Consider the following 20294-nt stretch of genomic DNA (forward strand, 5'->3'; position numbering starts at 1 on the left):
ACGTGCCGCCGGCGCCGGTGCCAACGCCTGTGGAGGGTGGGCCCGACGACGGCATGGCGCGGGCGTGTCCGCCAGGGCCTGGCGCGTCCGACCCGTCGCCGATGTCTGTGGCGGCCTCGGCCGCCGACGGCGCCGTTCCGCCGGACGACCTGCCGCCGGCGCCAACGCCTGCGGCGGGCGGGCCCGACGATGGCGTGGTGCCGGCGGGTGACCGGGAGCCGGCCGTGCCGGTGGAGGCCGGGACGTCGGGCCCGTCGTCGCCGGACCGTACGTCGCCGTCGCTGACGCCGGCCGACCCTGCGGCGGCTTCGGTTGATGCCGGTGCGGCGCCGGTGGGCGATCGGGAGCCGGCCTCGCCAGCGGCAGCGCCGCCGCCTGCGGCGGGCGGACCCGACGACGGCACCGCGTCGCCGGCGCCTGACGGCGCTGCGGCCGGGGACTCGGCCCCGGCCTCGGCCAGGCCGGCGGATTCGCCGCCTGGCGGCCCGGCATCGCCGGCGTCCGCGCGGGGGTTGTGGACGGATGCCTGGCATGACCTGCGGCGCAACCCGGTGTTCGTCGTGTCCGCGTCGCTGATCCTCTTCCTGCTGGTGATCGCCCTGTGGCCGGGGCTGATCGCCGGGCAGGATCCGCAGCGTTGTGAGCTCGGCCGCTCGCTTCAGGGGCCGAGTGCCGAGCACTGGTTCGGCTTCGACACGCAGGGGTGCGACGTGTACACCCGCACCGTGTACGGCGCTCGCGCCTCGATCGCGGTCGGGGTCTGCGCCACCCTGGGCGTGGCCGTCCTCGGCACGGTGGTCGGCGGCCTCGCCGGCTTCTTCGGTGGCTTCTGGGACGGGCTGCTCTCCCGGCTCACGGACGTCTTCTTCGGCATCCCGATGGTGCTCGGCGCGATCGTCTTCCTCTCCATGGTCACACTGACCGGCATCTGGCCGGTGGTCGTGGTGATCGCCGCGCTCAGCTGGCCGCAGATCGCCAGGATCGCCCGCGGCGCGGTGCTCACCGCCAAGGAGCACGACTACGTGCAGGCCGCCAGGGCGCTGGGCGCCGGCACCCCCAGGGTGCTGCTGCGGCACATCCTGCCCAACGCGATCGCGCCGGTCATCGTGATGGCCACGATCATGCTCGGCACCTTCATCGCGCTGGAGGCCACGCTCAGCTACCTCGGCGTCGGCCTCAAACCGCCCAGCGTCTCGTGGGGCGTCGACATCTCGGCCGCCTCCGACGGCATGCAGTTCCGCAACGCCCCGCACATCCTCTTCTATCCGGCCGCGGCGCTCAGCGTCACCGTGCTGGCCTTCATCATGCTCGGCGACGCGGTACGCGACGCCCTCGATCCCAAGCTCCGCTGATCACAGAACCGCCAGAACCCGTCGAAAGGCGCACCTGCCCATGCTGCTCGAAGTCCGGGACCTGAGCGTGGAGTTCGACACCCGCGACGGGGTGGTCAGGGCCGTGGACGGGGTCGGCTTCGAGGTGGCGGCCGGCGAGACGCTCGCGGTGCTCGGCGAGTCCGGGTCAGGCAAGTCGGTGACCGCGCGGGCCGTGATGGGCATCCTGGAGAGCCCGCCAGGACGGATCACCGGCGGGCGGGTGCTGTTCCAGGGGCGCGACCTGCTCACCCTCTCCGCCGAGGAGCGCCGGCGGATCCGGGGCGAGCGGATGGCGATGATCTTCCAGGACGCGCTCTCCGCGCTCAACCCGGTGCTGACCGTGGGCTTCCAGCTGGCCGAGATGTTCCGGGTGCACCGCGGCATGTCGCGCAAGGACGCCAGGGCCAGGGCCGTCGAGCTGATGGACCGGGTGCGCATCCCGGCGGCGAGGGAGCGGGCCGGCGACTACCCGCACCAGTTCTCCGGCGGCATGCGGCAGCGCGTCATGATCGCGATGGCGCTGGCCCTGGAGCCCGAGCTGATCATCGCGGACGAGCCGACCACCGCGCTCGACGTGACGGTGCAGGCCCAGGTGATGGACCTGCTGGCCGAGCTGCGGCGCGAGTACCGGATGGGGCTGATCCTGATCACCCACGACCTGGGCGTGGTCGCCGACGTCGCCGACCGGATCGCGGTGATGTACGCCGGGCGGATCGTGGAGCAGGCGCCGGTGCGCGAGCTGTACCGCAGGCCGGCGCACCAGTACACCCGCGGGCTGCTCGAGTCGGTGCCGCGGCTCGACCGCAAGGGCCGGGAGCTGGCCGCGATCCGGGGGCTGCCGCCCAGCCCGTCGCGGGTGCCGAGCGGCTGCGCCTTCCACCCGCGCTGCCCGGTGGCCCGCGAGATGTGCCGGGCCGATCCGGTGCCGCCGCTCTACCAGGTGCGGGTGGCGGCCGAGCCGGCGGCGGACGTGGCGGGCAGGACGAGCGCCTGCCACTTCTGGAAGGAGACGGTCGGTGGTTGAGCCGTGGGGCAGGAGCGAGCCGATCCTCCAGGTGCGGGGCCTGGCCAAGCACTTCCCGCTGACCCAGGGCGCGTTGCTCAGGCGCCAGGTCGGCGCGGTGCGCGCCGTCGACGGGGTCTCCTTCGACCTGCGGGCCGGCGAGACGCTGGGGATCGTGGGGGAGTCGGGGTGCGGGAAGTCCACCGTGGCGCGGCTGTTGGTGAGCCTGGAGCGGCCCACGGCCGGCGAGATCCGCTACCGCGGCGAGGACGTCGCCAAACTGTCGGCGCGGGCGCTGCGGGCGGTGCGCCGGAACATCCAGATGGTGTTCCAGGACCCCTACACCTCGTTGAATCCGCGGATGACGGTGGGGGATATCGTCGGGGAGCCCTTCGAGATTCATCCCGAGGTCGCGCCGAAGGGCGACCGGCGGCGCCGGGTGCGGGAACTCCTCGACGTGGTCGGGCTCGATCCCGAGTATCTGAACCGGTATCCGCACCAGTTCTCCGGCGGGCAGCGGCAGCGCATCGGCATCGCGCGAGGCCTCGCGCTCAATCCGGAGATCATCGTGGCCGACGAGCCGGTCTCGGCGCTCGACGTCTCGGTGCAGGCGCAGGTGATCAACCTGATGGGGCGGCTCCAGCGGGAGTTCGGCCTCTCCTATGTGTTCATCGCCCACGACCTTTCGGTGGTGCGTCATATCTCGGACCGGGTCGCGGTGATGTACCTGGGGAAGATCGTGGAAATCGGTTCGGACCGGGAAATCTACGAACACCCCACGCATCCCTACACCCAGGCGCTGCTCTCCGCGGTTCCGACGCCGGATCCCGGCGCGAGCCGGCGTGACGAGCGGATCATTCTGGTGGGGGACGTGCCTTCGCCGGCCGATCCGCCCTCGGGATGCCGTTTCAGAACCCGCTGTTGGAAGGTGGGGGAGCGGTGCGCGGAGTCTGCGCCGCCGCTGGCCGTGCCTCTGGCATTCGCGGCAGCGACGGACGCGGCCCGCCACGAGTCCGCCTGTCACTACGCGGCGGAGGGCTAGCGGGTGCGCCGTCGTGCAACCGGGGCGGTGGACTCTCGGCCGCACCGCCCCGGTCTACGGCACCCGCACGGCCGTACCGCCTCAGTCTGAGACGTTCGCATATCGGTGTAGCGTCTGGCAGGTTGCCGCCTTGTTAACACCCCGGGGTCCTCGTTTGTCGGCACATTTCCGAAAGCATCCGACCCCGTCAAGCACGATTCTGCGTCAATCCGCATAACCTCGGCTCACTATTCGACCATCATAGGTTGATACCACTGCTACCTCTTGACGGGTTAGTCAGTGCCTTGCCACAGTCCCGCTCTACACGCATCGCGTCATGCGACCACAGTCGGGGGGACTTGATGTCCAGCCAAACCGAGGCCGTCGAGGCCGAACTGGTAGGGCGTTCGCCGGGGCAGCTGATGTGGCGTCGTTTTCGGCGCGACCGGGTCGGCGTCATATCCGCCTGCGTCGTGGTGCTGTTCTTCGCGCTCGGCCTCCTCGCCCCCGTGATCTCCGGGCTCTACGGCAAGGACCCCTACACCAGGTACGGGCAGTTGGAGCAGGGCCTGCTCAACCAGTACGGATATCCCGTCAAGCCCAACGGCGGAATCGACGGTGAATTCTGGTTCGGCATCGAGCCCTTCACCGGCCGCGACGTACTGACGACGCTGCTCTACGGAATACGCACCTCGCTGCTCATCGCCCTCGCGGTGACCGTGCTCGCCGTGCTCACCGCCATCGTCCTCGGTATCGCGGCCGGTTATCTCGGCGGCCGCTGGGACTTTCTCATCAGCCGCTTCATCGACCTGCTGATGGCCTTTCCGCAGCAGCTGTTCTTCGTGGCCTTCCTGCCGATCATCGCCACCCTCTTCGTGGACCCGAGGGAGGAGACCCCCACCTACGTCAAGGTCGTCTCCATCATCCTGGTGCTCTGGGCCCTGGGCTGGATGACCCTGGGCCGCATCCTGCGCGGCGCCACCCTCGCCCTGCGGGAACGGGAGTTCATCGAGGCGGCCCGGATCAGCGGCGCCTCCCCCTGGCGGATCATCCGCCGGGAGCTGCTGCCCAACGTCGTCTCGCCGATGCTGGTGCAGGCCACCTACATGCTGCCCAACTTCGTGACCACGGCGGCCGCCCTCTCCTTCCTCGGCGTGGGCCTCACCGAACCCACCCCCGACTGGGGCCGGATGTTCGCCACCGCCGCCGAGGTCTACCGCAGCGACATCACCTACATGTTCTTCCCCGGTGTCTCCATGGTGATCTTCGTGGTCGCCTTCAACCTCCTGGGGGATTCGGTCCGGGACGCGTTCGACCCCAAGACCGTGCGCCATGGCTCCGCCGGTTGACCGCTCGAGCCAGGACCGCGGGACGCCCCGGCCCGCACCGCGAGAACCGAGAACTCCGTTGACCTTCGTACAGCCGACCAACGAACGGGCAGGTGGGAACGTACCGATGAGCACCAGAGCACCACGCAGAGCACGCGCCGCCGCAGTCTCCCTGGCCATGGCGGGGGCACTGGTCCTCAGCGCCTGCAGCAGCGGCGGAGGCGGCGGCCCCGCCGAGGAGGGCGAGGAGTCCGCGGGGCCCGAGACCTCGGCGGCGATCTCCTTCGGCGACGTCGCGGCCTCCACCGGGCCCGCCGAGGAAGTGCCGGGCGCCACCCAGGGCGGCACCGTCCAGGTGCTCCAGCAGACCTCGCCCGACCACCTGGACCCGGCCCAGATCTACGTCTCCCACGAGTCCAACATCGCCCGCCTGATCCACCGCGGCCTCACCTACGTGCGGCTCGACAACGAGGGGAACTACACGGTGGTCGGCGACCTGGCCACCGACTCGGGCACGGTCTCCGACGACGGCCGCACCTGGACGTACACCCTCAAGGAAGACATCTTCTTCAACGACGGCACGCCGATCACCTCGGCCGACCTCCGGCACACCTTCGAGCGGCAGTTCGCGCCGTTCATCACCCAGGGCCCCAGCTACGTCCAGCAGTGGCTGGCCGGCACCGGCGGCGCCGACTACCGCGAACTGCTGCCCGAGGGCCCCTACGAGGGCGACCACCTGCCCGACTCGGTGCTGGAGACCCCGGACGACCGGACCATCGTCTTCCACTTCCAGGAGCCGCAGAACGACCTGCCGTACGCCCTCGCCACCCCCGGCTACGCGGTGGTCTCGGCCGAGGGCGACACCCAGGAGGCGTACGACCAGGACCCGGTCACCTCGGGCCCGTACCAGATCGAGGACTACCGCTCGGGCCGCTCGATGACCCTGACCCGCAACGAGTACTGGCAGCCGGAGACCGACCCGGCGCGCAACGCCTACCCGGACAGCTACGAGATCTCGTTCGGCCACAGCCTGGAGGACTCCACCGCCCGGCTGATGGCCGACAACGGCGACAACCAGTACGCCACCAGCTTCAACAACGGCCTGGACGCCGGCAACGGCCCCACCGTGATGGAGGACGCGGAGATCCGCGAGCGGCTGGTCGACGGCTTCCAGCCCTACGTCGCCACCCTGGCGATCAACGTGGACCGGGTCACCGACGAACGGGTCCGCGAGGCGATCATCCGCGCCGTGCCGCTCAACGGCGTCCTCAACGCCTACGGCGGCACCATCGGCGGCCAGTACGCGGGCGGCATCGTCTCGCCGCTGCTGCCCGGCTACCAGGAGGACTACGACCCGTTCGGCAAGCTCGCCAACCCACAGGGCGACGTCGAGGGCGCCCGCGCGCTGCTGGAGGAGGCCGACGCCGTCGGCTACCAGCTCAACTACGTCAACAACACGGCCCCCGAGGACCAGCAGGCCGCGGTCGCCATCGCGGACGCCCTGGAGTCCGCCGGCTTCGACGTCAACCGCACCGAAGTGCCGCCGGAGACCTACTACGACACCATCGGCGTGGTCGACAGCGAGCTGGACATCTACCGCAGCAGCTGGGGCCACGACTGGCTCTCCGCCGCCACCGTGATCCCGCCGCTCTTCGACGGCCGGCAGATCCAGGACGGCGCCTCCAACTACAGCCACCTGAACGACGAACACGTCAACTCGGAGATCGACCGGATCCGGACCATCACCGACCCGGCGGAGGCCGCCGAGGAGTGGGTCGGGCTCAGCCAGTACATCCAGGAGGAGACCCTGTCGTTCGTGCCGACATTCTACTACCGGCAGACCATCCTGCACGGTTCCCGAATAGGCGGCGCCACCTTCAACGACGACCTCGGCACCATCGACATGCAACGGCTCTTCGTCATCCAGGACGAGGGCTAGACCACGGCCGGGACGGGGCCAGGTCCTGTCCTGTCGGTCTTGTCGGGCCCGGCAAGATCGGCAGGACAGGGCCTACCGCCCCGGCCCGGCGCCCGTTCCCCGGCCAGGCCGACACCGAAGGCTGCTACCGACGATGCTCCGCTTCCTCCTCAGGCGATCGCTCGGCGCCGTCGCCATCCTGGTGATCATCAGCGCCGTCACGTTCTTCCTCTTCTACGCGATCCCGCGCAACCCCGCGCTGCTCGCGTGCGGCAAGGGCATCTGCACCGACGAGCAACTCGCGGTCGTCGAGGCCAACCTGGGCATCGACCGGCCGGTCCCGGTGCAGTACTGGGAGTACATGGTCGGGATCTTCGCGGGCCGCGACTTCCCCGCAGGACACTGCCCGGCGCCCTGCCTCGGCTTCTCCTTCCGGAACAACACCCCGGTCCTCGACACCATCCTCGACCGGCTGCCCACCACGGTCTCGCTCACCGTGGGCGGCGCGGTGGTCTTCCTCACCCTCGGCCTGGCCCTCGGCATGCTGGCCGCCTGGCGGCAGGGCGGGCTGCTCGACAAGACCATGAGCTCCACCTCGCTGGTGGTCAGCTCGATGCAGATCTACTTCCTCGGCCCGCTGGCGCTCGCCATGCTCGTCTACAACAACCAGATCCTGCCGCAGCCGACCTACGTGCCGTTCACCGACGACCCGCTCGGCTGGTTCCAGGGGTTGCTGCTGCCGTGGCTGGTTCTGGCCACCATCTTCACCGCCAACTACACCCGCATGGCCAGGGCCACCCTGATCGAACAGCTCCAGGAGGACCACGTGCGCACCGCGCGGGCCAAGGGCATGAGCCCCCGCTTCGTGTTCTTCCGCTACGCCTGGCGCGGCTCGCTGATACCCATCGTCACCATCTTCGGCATCGACCTCGGCTCGCTCTTCGGCGGCGCCATGATCACCGAGTTCACCTTCGCGCTCCCCGGACTCGGCCGGCTCGCCGTGGACTCCGTCACCCAGTCCAACCTCCCCATGCTGATGGGCGTGATGCTCTTCGCCGCCCTGATGATCGTCCTCTTCAACATCGTCGTCGACGCCTGCTACGCGCTCATCGACCCGCGCGTGCGGCTGGCCTAGGAGCTGACCGACGTGACCACCACAAGTCAGGCCCCGGACGGCGAGACCGCCGGCACGACCACGGGGGCGGCCGAGGGCCCCTTCCTCTCCGTGCGCGACCTGCGCGTGCACTTCGCCACCGAGGACGGCACCGTCCGGGCCGTCGACGGGCTCTCCTTCGACGTCGAACGCGGCAGGACCCTCGGCATCGTCGGCGAGTCGGGCTCCGGCAAGTCGGTCGCCAACCAGGCCGTGCTCGGCCTGCACAACCCGAGCAACACGTCGATATCCGGCCAGATCCTGCTGGACGGCGAGGACGTGACCACCGTCGGCGAACGCCGACTCGAACGGCTCCGCGGCAACAAGGTCGCCATGATCTTCCAGGACCCGCTCACCGCGCTCTCGCCCTACTACACCGTGGGCCGGCAGATCGGCGAGCCCTTCCGCAAACACCGCGGCGCCACCAGGCGCGAGGCGCGCGAGCGCGCCATCGACATGCTCGGCAGGGTCGGCATCCCCCACCCGCGGCGGCGCGTCGACGACTACCCGCACCAGTTCTCCGGCGGCATGCGGCAACGCGCCATGATCGCCATGGCCCTGGTCTGCGACCCCGACCTGCTGATCGCCGACGAGCCGACCACCGCGCTCGACGTGACCGTGCAGGCCCAGATCCTCGACCTGCTGCTCGAACTCCAGCGGGAGTTCGGCTCGGCGATCATCATGATCACCCACGACCTGGGCGTGGTCTCCCGCGTCTCCGACGACATCCTGGTGATGTACGGGGGCCGCGCCGTCGAGCGGGGCGCCGCCCGCGAGGTGCTGAGCCGCCCCCAACACCCGTACACCTGGGGGCTGCTGAGCTCGATGCCGCGGCTCGGCGGCGACGTGGGCCAGGACCTCGTGCCCATCACCGGCTCGCCGCCCAGCCTGCTCTCCCCGCCGCCCGGCTGCCCCTTCGAGCCCCGCTGCGGCTTCACCGGCGAGGTCGAGCCGCACCGGTGCGCCACCGAGCGACCCGACCTGCCGGCGGGCCGCGGCGCCGCCTGCCACCTCACGGGCGAGCAGCGCCGCGCGCTGTTCGTCGAACGGATCCGGCCCCGACTGCGCTAAGGACGAACTGACCGATGACCACCGAGCTCATGACCGTGACCGGCCTCACCAAGTACTTCCCGGTCCGCGGCGGCTTCCCCATCCGGCGGACCGTGGGCGCCGTCAAGGCCGTCGACGGGCTCGACCTCACCGTGCGCGAGGGCGAGAGCTTCGGTCTGGTCGGCGAGTCGGGCTGCGGGAAGTCGACCACCGGCCGGCTGCTGGCCCGGCTGATCCCCCCGACCGGCGGCAGCATCGTCTACCGCGGCCAGGACATCACGCGGGCCGGACGCCGCGCGATGGCGCCGATCCGCTCCGAGATCCAGATGATCTTCCAGGACCCCTACTCGTCGCTCAACCCCCGGCAGACCGTGGGCACGATCATCGGCGGGCCGATGGAGATCAACGGGATCGCCCCGCCCGGCGGCCGGGAGCGCCGGGTCCGCGAGCTGCTGGAGACCGTCGGCCTCAACCCCGAGCACTACAACCGCTTCCCGCACGAGTTCTCCGGCGGCCAGCGGCAACGCATAGGCGTGGCGCGGGCGTTGGCGCTCGAACCCCGGCTGATCATCGCCGACGAGCCCGTCTCCGCCCTCGACGTCTCCATCCAGGCCCAGGTGGTCAACCTGCTGCGGCGGGTCCAGCGCGACCTGGGCATCGCCTTCCTCTTCATCGCCCACGACCTGGCCGTGGTGCGACACTTCTCGCAGCGGGTCGCCGTCATGTACCTCGGCAAGATCGTCGAACTCGGCGACCGCGAGGCGATCTACGCGCGCCCGAGGCACCCGTACACCCACGCCCTGCTCTCCGCCGTGCCCGAGGTGCGGCTCGCCCCCGAGGAGGGCGAGGAGCCGCCCCCGGCGCGCGAGCGCATCCGGCTCGAGGGCGACGTGCCCTCGCCGTCGGATCCGCCCTCCGGCTGCCGCTTCCGCACCCGATGCTGGAAGGCCGCCGCGAAGTGCGCCACCGAGGAGCCGCCGCTGGTCCGGCTGTCGGGCGACGCCGAGGGCCACCTCACGGCCTGCCACTTTCCCGAGGAGGGCACCACGGTGGCCGCACCGATCTCGGACGCCCCGGCGGTCACGCCCTGAACCAGGGGGTGATCACCTCCACGCCGGGGGCGTGCGCCCCTCCTCTGCTCCCGTGCACCGCGACATGCTCACCGAGATGATCGTTATGATCCATCGCGCGTGGTGGGTAAGACACTTCCAAGCAAGAACGGACGCGTCGCTGGCCTGCCCTGAACCGGGCACGACTTCATGGAGGTGATCTTGGGTGGCGCTTTCCGTCTCCGCGGTACTGCTACTCGCGGTCATTGTCGTACTGCTGGTCAGGAGGGCTGGCCTGAACGTCATGCATGCGATCGTCTGCGTGCTGTTCGGCTTCTACCTCTCGAGCTCGAACATGGCTCCGACCATCAACGACTTCAGCAACGGCATCGCCAACATGATCAGTTCCCTCAGTTTCTGAGGGTGCCCCCCGGTCACCGGCCGCCCCGCCCCGGCGGGCGGCCCCCGGGGACGTAAGCTCGCCCGCATGAGTTCCGGCCAGGCGGGTGTGCTGCTGGTCCACGCGCACCCCGACGACGAGTCGATCAACAACGGCGCGACCATGGCCGCCTGCGCGGCCGCCGGCGTCCCTGTGACGCTGGTCACCTGCACGCTCGGCGAGGAGGGTGAGGTCATCCCGCCCGCGCTGGCCCACCTCGCCGCCGACCGCGACGACACCCTCGGCCCGCACCGGGCCGGGGAGCTCGCCGCCGCGATGCGCGCCCTCGGCGTCGCCGACCACCGGCTGCTCGGCGGCGCGGGCCGCTGGCGCGACTCGGGGATGCTCGGCCTCCCGCAGAACGACCGCCCCGACGCCTTCTGGCGCGCCGACCTCGCCGAGGCCGCCGCCGCCCTCGCCGCAGTGATCGACGAGGTGCGCCCCCGGGTCCTCGTCACCTACGACCCGAACGGCGGCTACGGCCACCCCGACCACATCCAGGCCCACCGGGTCGCCATGCGCGGCGCCGAGGCCGCCGCCCACCGGGTCGACCGGGTGCTGTGGAACTGCGTGCCGCGCGGCGCGGCCGAGACCGCGCTCGCCGGCCTGCGGGCCGCGGGGGCCGGCCGCTTCGCCGGCGTCGCCGAGGTCGCCCACGTCCCAGGCGTCGTCCCCCAGGACCAGGTGGCCCTGGCCCTCCGGCCCACCCCGGAGGCGCTGGCCGCCAAGCGGGCCGCCATGGCCGCGCACGCCACCCAGGTCGAGGTCGACGGCCAGCACGACGTGTTCGCCCTCTCCAACGGCCTCGCCCAGCCGCTGTGGGCGGTCGAGTACTACCGGCTGGCCGCCGGGACGCCGTTCCCGCCGGGCGCCACCCACCTCCTCGCCGGGCTGGACGAGGCCGACCAGGCCGCGGGGGAGGGCGCGTGAGGATCCTGGCCCACCTGGCGCTCGGCGCGCTCGGCGTGCTGGCCGGCGTGGCCGGCTCGCTGGCCCAGGGCGGCTGGGCGCCGCTCGGCCTGCTGCTCGCCCTCGGCGGCTCCGCCGGGCTCTTCTGGGGCGGCGCCCTGCTCACCCGCAGCCGGGTCGGCGCCGCGGCCCCCGCCGCCGGCTGGGCGGTGGCCGTGCTGTCGCTCACCGTCAACCGGCCGCAGGGCGACTTCGTCTTCGCCGCCGGCACCGGCAGCTACCTGTTCCTGCTCGGCGGGATGACGCTGGCCGTCGCCTCCGCCGCGCTCGCCCCGAGCGACCGGCCGCTGTTCCTCTTCTCACCCGACCCCGCGGCCCGGCGGACGGAGCACGGTAGGATCGGGCACAACAGGGACAAGTCGCCGCCGGAGCAGGGTCGTTGACCCTCGTCGGAGTGGATCGACGGTGAACCGCGCGGGCCGCCATCCCGTGTACGGATGTGCCAATCCTGTGGTGGGGCCGTCCCGCGGCTCCGTCCCCAGTATCGTGGGGCCAGTCGCCCGCGCCCGGTCCGCCCGGGACGGACGGCGATGGCCAACCGGGAGATCCTGCCTTGAGTCGAGAAACTGACAGCCCATCCCCCAGTCCCCTGGGGGGGGATGGCGACGCCCGCCCGGGAGCCCCGCAGGCGGAGGAGAAGAAGACCGAGACCACGATGACGACCCGCGCCAGGATCAACATCCCAGGATCCCGGCCGATTCCGCCCATCGTGGTGCGGGAGCCCGTCAACGAGTCGGCCATGAGCGCCACGTCCCCGCCCGCGCCCGCCCCGTCGACCGCCGCCGAGCCGGCGGCCCAGGGCGGCGCCGTGGGCGGCGGGAAGCCGGCGGGCAAGAAGACCAGTTCCTGGTTCGAGCCGCGCAAGACGCCGCCGTCCAGGGCCGGTTCCGCGGCGGACCACACGCCGTCCGGCGGGCACCCCGTGGTCACCGAGACCCCGCCGTCCGGCCTGCCAGGCGTGGTCGGGCATCCGGGCCAGGGGAGCGCCCCGGGCGGCGAGCCGGGGGCCGGCTGGGCGCGGGTGCCGCAGCGCACCGACACCCCGGCCGGCGGCATCCCGCAGCTGCCGCCCCGCCCGGTCGGCACCGGCGGCCCCTCCGGCCCCACCGTGGGCCCGATGACCGGCACCATGCCGCTGCCGACCCGCGAGCCGCTCGGCGGCCCGCACGCGAACGAGGAGCCGGACGGCTCCACCATGGACCTCGGCGGCCCGTTCCCGCCCCCGCCGCCCTCCGACGCGCTGGCCGCGACCGGGCCCATGCCCCGCATCTCGGACAGCACGGGGCCGATGCCGCGGATCACCGAGGCCACCGGGCCGATGCCGCGGATCACCGAGAGTACCGGGCCGATGCCCAGGATCTCCGACACCTCAGGATCCATCCCCCGGCTGGCGGCCGGCGGTTCGGCCTTCCCCCCGGTGACCCAGCGCACCCCCGTGCCCGCCCCGCCTCCCGAACTCGTCGAGGAGCCCGAGCCCTCGGCGCCCAAGCCGCCGGCCCCGGCCAAGCGCAAGGGCCGCTCGAAGACCCGGCTGCTGGTCGTCGGCGTGCTCGGCCTCGCCGTCGCGGCCTACGGCGTCGGCCTCTTCATGTCCCCGCAGGACGTGCCGCGTGGCACCACCGTGCTCGGCGTCGACGTCGGCGGCCTCAGCTCCCAGGAGGCGCAGAGCCGGCTCGAGACCGAGCTGGACGCGGCCAACAACACGCCGCTCACGATCCTGGTCGGCGAGCAGGAGATCGAGCTCAAGCCGAGCGTCGCCGGCCTCGCGGTGGACGTCGAGGGCACCGTCCGCGCCGTCTCAGGGCAGGACTACAGCCCGGTCTCGGTCTTCGGCTCGCTGATCGGCGCCGAGCGCGTGGAGAACGCGGTGTTCGCGGTCGACCGCGAGAAGCTGACCGTCGCCCTCCAGGACGTCGTGGGCACCTCGGGCGGCGCGGGCCCCGTCGAGGGCACCGTGGTCTTCGAGAACGGCGAGGCCATCGGCCGCGCCGGCGAGCCGGGCGGCGCGATCGACGTGCGCACCGCGGCGGACGCCGTCGAGGCGGCCTTCCGGGAGCGGGCGGCCAGCGGGCGCAACCCGGCCGTCGAACTGCCGGTCACCACCCAGGAGCCCGCCGTCGGCGAGGAGCAGATCCAGCAGGCCCTCACCGAGTTCGCCGAGCCGGCGATGTCGGGCTGGGTCTGGCTGATGGCCGGGAACGCGGAGCCGCTGCCCATGAGCCCGGGCACCATCGACGACTTCCTCTCCATGGCGCCAGGCGAGTCCGGCGCGCTCCAGCCGGTGATCGACACCGAGGCGCTGGCCGAGATCTACGGTGGCCGCTTCGACGGCGTCACGATCGACGCGGGAGGCGGCCCGGTGCCGATGACCGTGGACCACGCCGCCGCCGCGCTGATCCCGGCGCTCCGCGAGACCGCCGCCGTGGACGACGGCCCAGGCCGCCGGGAGGCCATCGTCGAGGGCGCCGTCGGCCCCTGACCGCACCCCGCGCCGGTCGCCTAGGCGACCGGCGCGGTCCGGTAGTGGTAGTGGTGGTGGTCGGCGAAGCCCAACCCGTCGTACAGCGTGCGCGCCGGCGCGTTGTCGGCCTCCACCTGGAGATAGGCGGCGCTCGCGCCCTCCGTGAGCGCCGCGCGGGCCAGTTCGCGCATCAACGCGGTGGCCACGCCGGCCCTGCGGTGCGCCGGCTCGACGCGGATCGCCGCGAACCCCGCCCACCGCCCGTCCACGACGCAGCGGCCCACCCCGGCCAGCCCGCCGTCGCCCGCCCTGGCCACCGCGAACAGCGGCGCCCGGCCGCTCGTCAGCACCAGCCTGGCGGCCTCCGGCGCCTCGGCGGCACGCGGGAACCCGGCCAGCCAGTCATCCGTCGGCTCCCGGCCCACCTCGACCCGCACCCCGGCCGCCAGATCGGCCAGCGGGGCGAGCGCCGCCACCCGCACCGTCGAGTGGCCGCCGGCCTCCCAGCCGCGCTCCGCCAGCTCCGCGGCCAACCGCTCGCCCGCGCCGTCGGCGCCCGTGGTGAGCTGCAACGACGTTGGCAGCCCGCGCGCCGCGAACCAGGCCCCCAGCCGGTCCAGATCCGGGGCCGTCTCCCGCAGCGGCACGGCCGAGTTGGCCCGCCGCGTCCAGCCGCCGCAGGCCCGCGCCAGCCAGCCGCCGATCTCCTCGACGTCAGGACCGCACCAGCCTCGGGCGGCCACCAGCGTCAGCTCCCCGACGCCCGCCGCGGGCACTCCGCGCCGCCGCGCCGGGGTCGGCGGCACCACCTTGCCGGCCACCAGATCGGCCTCCGCGAGCCGCACGATCCGACCGTCACGCCGCGTCACGCTCAGCTCCCCGCCGGCCCAGGACGTCAGCACGCCGACGGTGTCCGTGAATCGCGCGCCGGGCTCCCGCGCGCCGGTCAACGTCCGCACGGATACGCGTTTTCCCACGTCAGCGCGGGTAATCCGGACGATAAGGTGTCCGCTCGTGGTGAACTCCACCGTCTAGCCAGCCCCCTGAAGGTCACGCTGTTGTCCTGACCGGAGATACTAGGGCTGAGCACCGACGACGCCGCGCTCCCGCGCGCCATCAGGCGGACCGCCGCCCCCAACGAGGAGGACTGACAGCGTGACCTACGTCATCGCGGAGCCTTGTGTCGACCTGAAGGACAAGGCATGCATCGAGGAATGCCCTGTCGACTGCATCTATGAGGGGGAGCGCGCCCTCTACATCCACCCCGACGAGTGCGTCGACTGCGGTGCTTGCGAGCCGGTCTGCCCGGTGGAGGCCATCTTCTACGAGGACGACGTCCCCGAGGAGTGGAAGGACTACTACAAGGCCAACGTCGAGTTCTTCGACGAGCTCGGCTCGCCCGGTGGGGCCAGCAAGCTCGGCCTGATCGAGCGCGACCACCCGCTGATCGTCGCGCTGCCCCCGCAGCAGCACGACGAGTGACATCCTGGCCTCCTTGCGTGTCAGCGGTCCCGTGCGGCACCAGCCGTACGGGACCGGAGCTTTTCCGCAAGAGGCCGCCCAGCCCGTGAGAGAGTGAGCCACCCCGTGTCGTCGTCCCGTGTCTCAGCCCGCCTGCCGGTCTTCCCCTGGGACCGCCTCGAGCCCTACAAGGCCACGGCGGCCGCGCATGACGGCGGCATCGTCGACCTGTCCGTCGGCACCCCGGTCGACCCGGTGCCCCAGCTGATCAGGGCCGCGCTGGCGGCCGCCGCCGACAGCCCCGGCTACCCCACCGTCTGGGGCACCTCGACGCTGCGCGAGGCGATCCTGGGCTGGCTGGCCCGCCGCACCGGCGCCGCCGGCCTCGACCACCAGAACGTGCTGCCGGTGATCGGCTCCAAGGAACTGGTCGCCGCGCTCCCCGCCCAGTTGGGGCTCGGCCCGGGCGACCGGGTCGCCTACCCGGAGCCGGCCTACCCGACCTACGAGGTGGGCGCCCGCCTGGCCCGCGCCGAGCCGGTGCCCTACCGGGGCGACCCGACCGAGCTCGACCCGGCGGGGCTGCGGCTGCTCTGGCTCAACTCGCCAGGCAACCCGACAGGTCGGGTGCTCTCCGCCGAGCGGCTGCGGGCGATCGTGTCCTGGGCGCGGGAGCACGGCGTGCTGGTCTTCAGCGACGAGTGCTACCTGGAGCTCGGCTGGGAGAGCGACCCGGTGTCGGTGCTCCACCCCGACGTCTGCGGCGGCGACCCGACCGGGATCGTGGCCGTCCACTCGCTCTCCAAGCGGTCCAACCTGGCCGGCTACCGGGCCGCCTTCCTCGCCGGCGACCGGGCCGTCCTCGGCGAGCTGCTCGGCGTCAGGAAGCACGCCGGGATGATGCTGCCGGCGCCCGTCCAGGCGGCGATGGCCGCCGCCCTCGGCGACGACGCGCACGTCGCGGAGCAGCGGGCCCGCTACGCGGCCAGGCGCGCGGCCCTGCGGGGCGCGCTGACCGGCCGCGGCTTCCGGATCGAGCACAGCGAGGCGTCGCTCTACCTCTGGGCCACCAGGGGCGAGCCCTGCTGGGACACGGTGGGCGAGCTCAGCAAGGAGGGCATCCTGGTGGCGCCAGGCGAGTTCTACGGCACGGCGGGCGAGCGGTTCGTCCGGGTGGCGTTCACCGCCACCGACGAGCGGGTCGCCGAGGCGGTGCGCCGGCTGTCGTGACCGCCGCCGGGCGGCTGGTGCACGACGGCCGGCGGCGGCCAGGTCAGAGCAGCGAGATGTCGTTCATCTTGTCGTCGACGGTGGGCACGTTCGCCAGGAAGTCCTCCACGGTCGGCGGCTCGCCGGTCACCGTGGTGACGACGTCCTCGACCAGCGGCGGCCCGTCCTGCGCGGCGCTCTGGGCGACGTCGCGGACGACCGGCATCAGCACCGGCATCGCCTCCATGACCACCGGCCCCACGAGCCGCTCGACCGTCGGCGTCGCCAGCTCGTTCAGCGTGGTCGCCGCCTCGTTGACCGTCTGTTCGTCCATGGCGAGCAGCTCGGTGGCGCTCCCCAGACCGTTCGCGTTCGGGTTCAGCGCCGGCCCGGCCGCGTGGGCCTGGCCGGCCGCGGCGACGGGCGCGGCGGTGGCCGCGAGCAGCAGCGCGGCCTTGGCCATGCGCTTCCTGAGGGGGTTCGTCATGATGCTCCTTCACCCGGGGCTTCGCCCTGGGATTCGCCCTGAGATGGACCCTGAGTGAGACGCCGTCACGGCGGAGGCGTCGTCATGGCGCTGTGCCTATCGGTCCCGGGCGGGCCGAGGTTGCGGTTCGCAACGGTAAAGGATTGGTAATGCGTCGCATTATCGAGCCCGCCGTGGCGCGCCCGCGTCGTCAGGAGAATGGGCGCCGGGTGTGCGCCGCGGGAGCCTCCCCGCTATCCGCCGGACGGCCCGCGGAATTCCCCCGTACCGCCGTTCGCCGGAACGCCCTTCCGACAATCCGGGTTACTCGGCCACCACCGAGAGCCGGAGTTCCGCGCCGGAATCCGCCGCGTTCTCCGTGCCTTCCACGCCTTCCGTTCCTGTTTCCCGCCAGCCCTCGCGCGACCTGTCCGCCTCCCACACCACGTTTCCGAACGTGATCCGCTCGATGCCGAGCTCCACCGAGTGGGCCACCGACCAGTGCGCCAACTCCCACCCCCGGACGGCCTGTTCGTCGGCCGGCACCGGGACCGTGAGACTTCCGCCGGCGCCGGTCGGCGCGACGCCGGCCCCGAACTCCCGCACCATCAGCTCGTGCACCGCGTCCCGGCTGCCGACCACCCTCCCCCAGCTAACGCTGGGAGGTGCCCCCAACTCGGGCGCCGTGTCCGCCTCGCAGTTCAGCGCCCCTGGCGCCCGGCCGGTCAGCGCGGCGGCCAGCAGCGTCGCGTCCTCCTCGTGCCTGGCGTACGCGTCGGGGAAGGCGCTGCGCTGCACCTCCTGCGCCGCCTCGGCGAGCGGCAGCGACTCGTAGTCGGGCACCTCGACCAGCGCGTCGTAGAAGGCGCCGGCCGCGTACACCGGGTCGAGCACCTCGTCCTCGGTGCCCCAGCCCTGGGACGGCCGCTGCTGGAAGAGACCGAGCGAGTCGCGGTCGCCGAACTCGATGTTGCGCAGCTCGGACTCCTGCATCGCGGTCGCGACGGCTATCGTCACCGCCCGCTCCGGCAGCCCGCGCGCCGAGGCCACCGCCTCGATCGTCGCGGCGTTCGCCGCCTGCTGCGGCTCCATCGCCCACGTCCGGCCGCTCTCGCCGGTCACCACGCAGCGCGGCCGGCCGTGCTGGTCGGACTGGTGGTACACGAGCACGTACGCGCCGATCCCCACCAGGACCACGGCCGCCGACGAGGCGCGCGCGATCCGGCGGTGGCGTCTTCGGGTCCTCCGTTCGGGCATCCTCGGAGGGTAGCCGCTCCGGGTACCGTGAGCGCATGGAACCGCCCCCTCTCGACCTCGGCCTCGACGCCGCCGCGCTCACCGCGCGGCTCGTCGACATCCCCTCCGTCAGCGGCACCGAGCGGCCGCTCGCCGACGCGGTGGAGGCCGCGCTGCGGCCGCTGTCCTGGCTGCGCGTCGACCGCCACGGGAACAACGTCGTCGCGCGGACGGAGCTCGGCCGAGGGGAGCGGGTGGTGCTCGCGGGGCATATCGACACCGTGCCGATCGCCGACAACGTGCCCTCCCGCCTCGACGCGGACGGCGTGCTGTGGGGCTGCGGCACCAGCGACATGAAGTCGGGCGTTGCCGTGCAGCTCCGCATCGCGGCCACCGTGCCGCGGCCCAACCGCGACCTCACCTTCGTCTTCTACGACAACGAGGAGGTCGAGGCCGAGCGCAACGGCCTCCGCCACCTCGCCGCCGACCGCCCCGACTGGCTGGCCGGCGACTTCGCGGTGCTGCTCGAACCCTCACTCGGCGAGGTCGAGGGCGGCTGCCAGGGCACCCTGCGGATGCTGCTGCGGCTGCCCGGGCAGCGCGCGCACTCGGCGCGGAGCTGGATGGGCGCCAACGCGATCCACGCGGCCGCGCCGGTGCTTGCCAGGCTCGCCGAGTACACGCCGCGCCGCCCCGTCATCGACGGCCTCGAGTACCACGAGGGCCTGAACGCGGTCCGGATCACCGGCGGCGTCGCCGGCAACGTGATCCCCGACGAGTGCGTCGTCACCGTCAACTACCGGTACGCGCCCGACCTCGACGAGCGGGCCGCGATCGCGCACGTCGAGAAGGTCTTCGCCGACTGCGGCGTCGCCGAGTTCGTCGTCGACGACCACTCGCCCGGCGCACTGCCGGGGCTCGGCCACCCCGCGGCCAGGGCCTTCATCGCGGCGGTCGGCGGCGAGCCGCGACCGAAGTTCGGCTGGACGGACGTCTCCCGGTTCAGCGCCCTTGGTGTTCCCGCGGTCAACTACGGGCCCGGTGACCCCAATCTCGCCCACAAGCGGGACGAGCGGGTGCCCGTCGAGATGATCCTGCGTTGCGAGGAGCGGCTGCGCGCCTGGCTGACCGCCGGCGCGGAGAGTGAGGAGGAGTCGGAGTGAGCGAGCGGACGGACGAGGAGACGGCCCCGGCCCTGGAACAGCGGCTCGGGCCCGTGGTGCGGCGGCGCCACCAGGTGATGCCCGGCACGGCCGACCAGCGGCTGCTCGACACCAGGGGGCCCTCGGACTGGGTGCACCAGGACCCCTGGCGGGTGCTGCGGATCCAGTCGGAGTTCGTCGAGGGCTTCGGCGCCCTCGCCGAACTCGGCCCCGCGGTCAGCGTCTTCGGCTCGGCCCGCACCCCGGTCGGCTCCCCCGAGTACGAGATCGGCCGCCGCATCGGCCGCGGCCTCGCCGAGGCCGGCTTCGCGGTGATCACCGGTGGCGGCCCCGGCGCCATGGAGGCCGCCAACCGCGGCGCCAGCGAGTCGGGCGGCGTCTCGGTCGGCCTCGGCATCGAGCTGCCCTTCGAACAGGGCCTGAACGAGTACGTCGACATCGGCGTCAACTTCCGCTACTTCTTCGTCCGCAAGACGATGTTCGTGAAGTACGCCCAGGGCTTCCTGGTCCTGCCGGGCGGCCTCGGCACGCTGGACGAGCTGTTCGAGGCCCTGACGCTCGTCCAGACCCGGAAGGTGACGCGCTTCCCGATCGTCCTCTTCGGCACGGAGTACTGGCGCGGTCTCGTCGACTGGCTCACCGACACGGTGATCGCCCAGGGCAAGGCGTCGGCCAAGGACGGCGAGCTGTTCCGCCTGACGGACGACGTGGACGAGGCGATCGCGCTGGTCACCAAACCGTAACGGCCTGCCGGCCTACCGGTCCCCACTCCCTCAGCCCCTGCCGGCCTGCTTTTCCCCCCACCCACCCGCCCTTTCCGCTGCCGCGCTGGGGGTGCGCGCTGCGCGCGGGCGGTGGCCCGCGGGGGCCCAACGGCGGCGAAGCCGCCCGTTGGGCCCCTGCGGCCGTGCCGGCCTGCGGCCGTGCCGGCCTGCGGCCGTGCCGGCCTGCGGCCGTGCCGGCCTGCGGCCGTGCCGGCCTGCGGCCGTGCCGGC

General features: G+C 72.6%; 19 protein-coding genes. 16 read left to right on the plus strand and 3 right to left on the minus strand.

Annotated elements, in window-relative coordinates; translation table 11 throughout:
* Positions 1-332: 332 nt before the first annotated feature.
* The 12 genes from ACYVPE_RS19900 to ACYVPE_RS19955 all read left to right on the plus strand — a co-directional run bounded on the left by ACYVPE_RS19900 (position 333) and on the right by ACYVPE_RS19955 (position 13782).
* Positions 333-1352 (plus strand): ABC transporter permease, encoded by a 1020-nt coding sequence (locus ACYVPE_RS19900; RefSeq protein ID WP_461034998.1) that lies wholly within the window; start codon positions 333-335, stop codon positions 1350-1352.
* Positions 1353-1392: 40 nt separating this feature from the next.
* The gene (locus tag ACYVPE_RS19905) at positions 1393-2397 is read left to right on the plus strand and encodes an ABC transporter ATP-binding protein (protein WP_461034999.1); all 1005 of its coding nucleotides are present in this window, start codon (positions 1393-1395) and stop codon (positions 2395-2397) included.
* Positions 2390-3418 (plus strand): ABC transporter ATP-binding protein, encoded by a 1029-nt coding sequence (locus ACYVPE_RS19910; protein WP_461035000.1) that lies wholly within the window; start codon positions 2390-2392, stop codon positions 3416-3418. Before ACYVPE_RS19905 ends, ACYVPE_RS19910 begins: the two co-directional genes overlap by 8 nt.
* A 341-nt stretch (positions 3419-3759) precedes the next feature.
* Positions 3760-4746, plus strand: a complete 987-nt coding sequence (locus tag ACYVPE_RS19915) for an ABC transporter permease (protein WP_461035001.1) — start codon at positions 3760-3762, stop codon at positions 4744-4746.
* Positions 4747-4852: 106 nt separating this feature from the next.
* The gene (locus ACYVPE_RS19920; RefSeq protein WP_461035002.1) at positions 4853-6664 is read left to right on the plus strand and encodes an ABC transporter substrate-binding protein; all 1812 of its coding nucleotides are present in this window, start codon (positions 4853-4855) and stop codon (positions 6662-6664) included.
* A 133-nt stretch (positions 6665-6797) separates the two neighbouring features.
* Positions 6798-7778 carry an ABC transporter permease gene (locus tag ACYVPE_RS19925; RefSeq protein ID WP_461035003.1) on the plus strand — a complete coding sequence of 327 codons (981 nt, stop codon included), beginning with the start codon at positions 6798-6800 and terminating at the stop codon, positions 7776-7778.
* A 12-nt stretch (positions 7779-7790) separates the two neighbouring features.
* Positions 7791-8867, plus strand: coding sequence for an ABC transporter ATP-binding protein (locus ACYVPE_RS19930; protein ID WP_461035004.1), 1077 nt, complete (start codon positions 7791-7793; stop codon positions 8865-8867).
* 14 nt (positions 8868-8881) lie between these two features.
* Complete coding sequence (locus ACYVPE_RS19935; RefSeq protein ID WP_461035005.1) at positions 8882-9937, plus strand: ABC transporter ATP-binding protein; 1056 nt, start codon at positions 8882-8884, stop codon at positions 9935-9937.
* A gap of 184 nt (positions 9938-10121) precedes the next feature.
* A complete protein-coding gene (locus ACYVPE_RS19940) occupies positions 10122-10316 on the plus strand; it encodes a hypothetical protein (protein ID WP_461035006.1) in 195 nt (64 codons plus the stop codon).
* A 66-nt stretch (positions 10317-10382) separates the two neighbouring features.
* Entirely contained in the window at positions 10383-11264 is an 882-nt protein-coding gene (gene mshB / locus ACYVPE_RS19945) for an N-acetyl-1-D-myo-inositol-2-amino-2-deoxy-alpha-D-glucopyranoside deacetylase (RefSeq protein ID WP_461035007.1), read from the plus strand.
* Positions 11261-11686 carry a DUF6113 family protein gene (locus ACYVPE_RS19950; protein ID WP_461035008.1) on the plus strand — a complete coding sequence of 142 codons (426 nt, stop codon included), beginning with the start codon at positions 11261-11263 and terminating at the stop codon, positions 11684-11686. Before mshB ends, ACYVPE_RS19950 begins: the two co-directional genes overlap by 4 nt.
* 272 nt (positions 11687-11958) lie before the next feature.
* Positions 11959-13782 (plus strand): hypothetical protein, encoded by a 1824-nt coding sequence (locus ACYVPE_RS19955; protein ID WP_461035009.1) that lies wholly within the window; start codon positions 11959-11961, stop codon positions 13780-13782.
* Positions 13783-13802: 20 nt separating this feature from the next.
* On the opposite strand, the gene ACYVPE_RS19960 is transcribed toward ACYVPE_RS19955, so the two are convergent.
* Positions 13803-14792, minus strand: a complete 990-nt coding sequence (locus ACYVPE_RS19960) for a GNAT family N-acetyltransferase (protein WP_461035010.1) — start codon at positions 14790-14792, stop codon at positions 13803-13805.
* A 127-nt stretch (positions 14793-14919) separates the two neighbouring features.
* Here ACYVPE_RS19960 and fdxA point away from each other — a divergent pair, with 127 nt between their 5' ends.
* Together fdxA and dapC are read left to right on the plus strand one after the other, a co-directional pair.
* Positions 14920-15246 carry a ferredoxin gene (gene fdxA / locus ACYVPE_RS19965; protein ID WP_132822096.1) on the plus strand — a complete coding sequence of 109 codons (327 nt, stop codon included), beginning with the start codon at positions 14920-14922 and terminating at the stop codon, positions 15244-15246.
* A gap of 105 nt (positions 15247-15351) precedes the next feature.
* The gene (gene dapC / locus ACYVPE_RS19970) at positions 15352-16455 is read left to right on the plus strand and encodes a succinyldiaminopimelate transaminase (protein WP_461035011.1); all 1104 of its coding nucleotides are present in this window, start codon (positions 15352-15354) and stop codon (positions 16453-16455) included.
* A 43-nt stretch (positions 16456-16498) separates the two neighbouring features.
* Here the strand turns inward: dapC and ACYVPE_RS19975 are convergent, their stop codons facing one another.
* Together ACYVPE_RS19975 and ACYVPE_RS19980 are read right to left on the minus strand one after the other, a co-directional pair.
* Positions 16499-16921 (minus strand): hypothetical protein, encoded by a 423-nt coding sequence (locus tag ACYVPE_RS19975; protein ID WP_461035012.1) that lies wholly within the window; start codon positions 16919-16921, stop codon positions 16499-16501.
* 303 nt (positions 16922-17224) lie between these two features.
* Positions 17225-18157 carry a hypothetical protein gene (locus tag ACYVPE_RS19980; RefSeq protein ID WP_461035013.1) on the minus strand — a complete coding sequence of 311 codons (933 nt, stop codon included), beginning with the start codon at positions 18155-18157 and terminating at the stop codon, positions 17225-17227.
* A gap of 35 nt (positions 18158-18192) precedes the next feature.
* Between ACYVPE_RS19980 and dapE the strand changes: the two genes are divergently transcribed.
* Both dapE and ACYVPE_RS19990 read left to right on the plus strand, forming a co-directional pair.
* Positions 18193-19299 (plus strand): succinyl-diaminopimelate desuccinylase, encoded by a 1107-nt coding sequence (gene dapE, locus ACYVPE_RS19985; protein ID WP_461035014.1) that lies wholly within the window; start codon positions 18193-18195, stop codon positions 19297-19299.
* Positions 19296-20042: an LOG family protein gene (locus ACYVPE_RS19990; protein WP_461035015.1), complete on the plus strand. Its 747-nt coding sequence runs from the start codon at positions 19296-19298 to the stop codon at positions 20040-20042. Before dapE ends, ACYVPE_RS19990 begins: the two co-directional genes overlap by 4 nt.
* The last annotated feature ends 252 nt before the right edge of the window (positions 20043-20294 follow it).

The sequence above is a fragment of the Streptomyces mayteni genome, assembly GCF_054783955.1.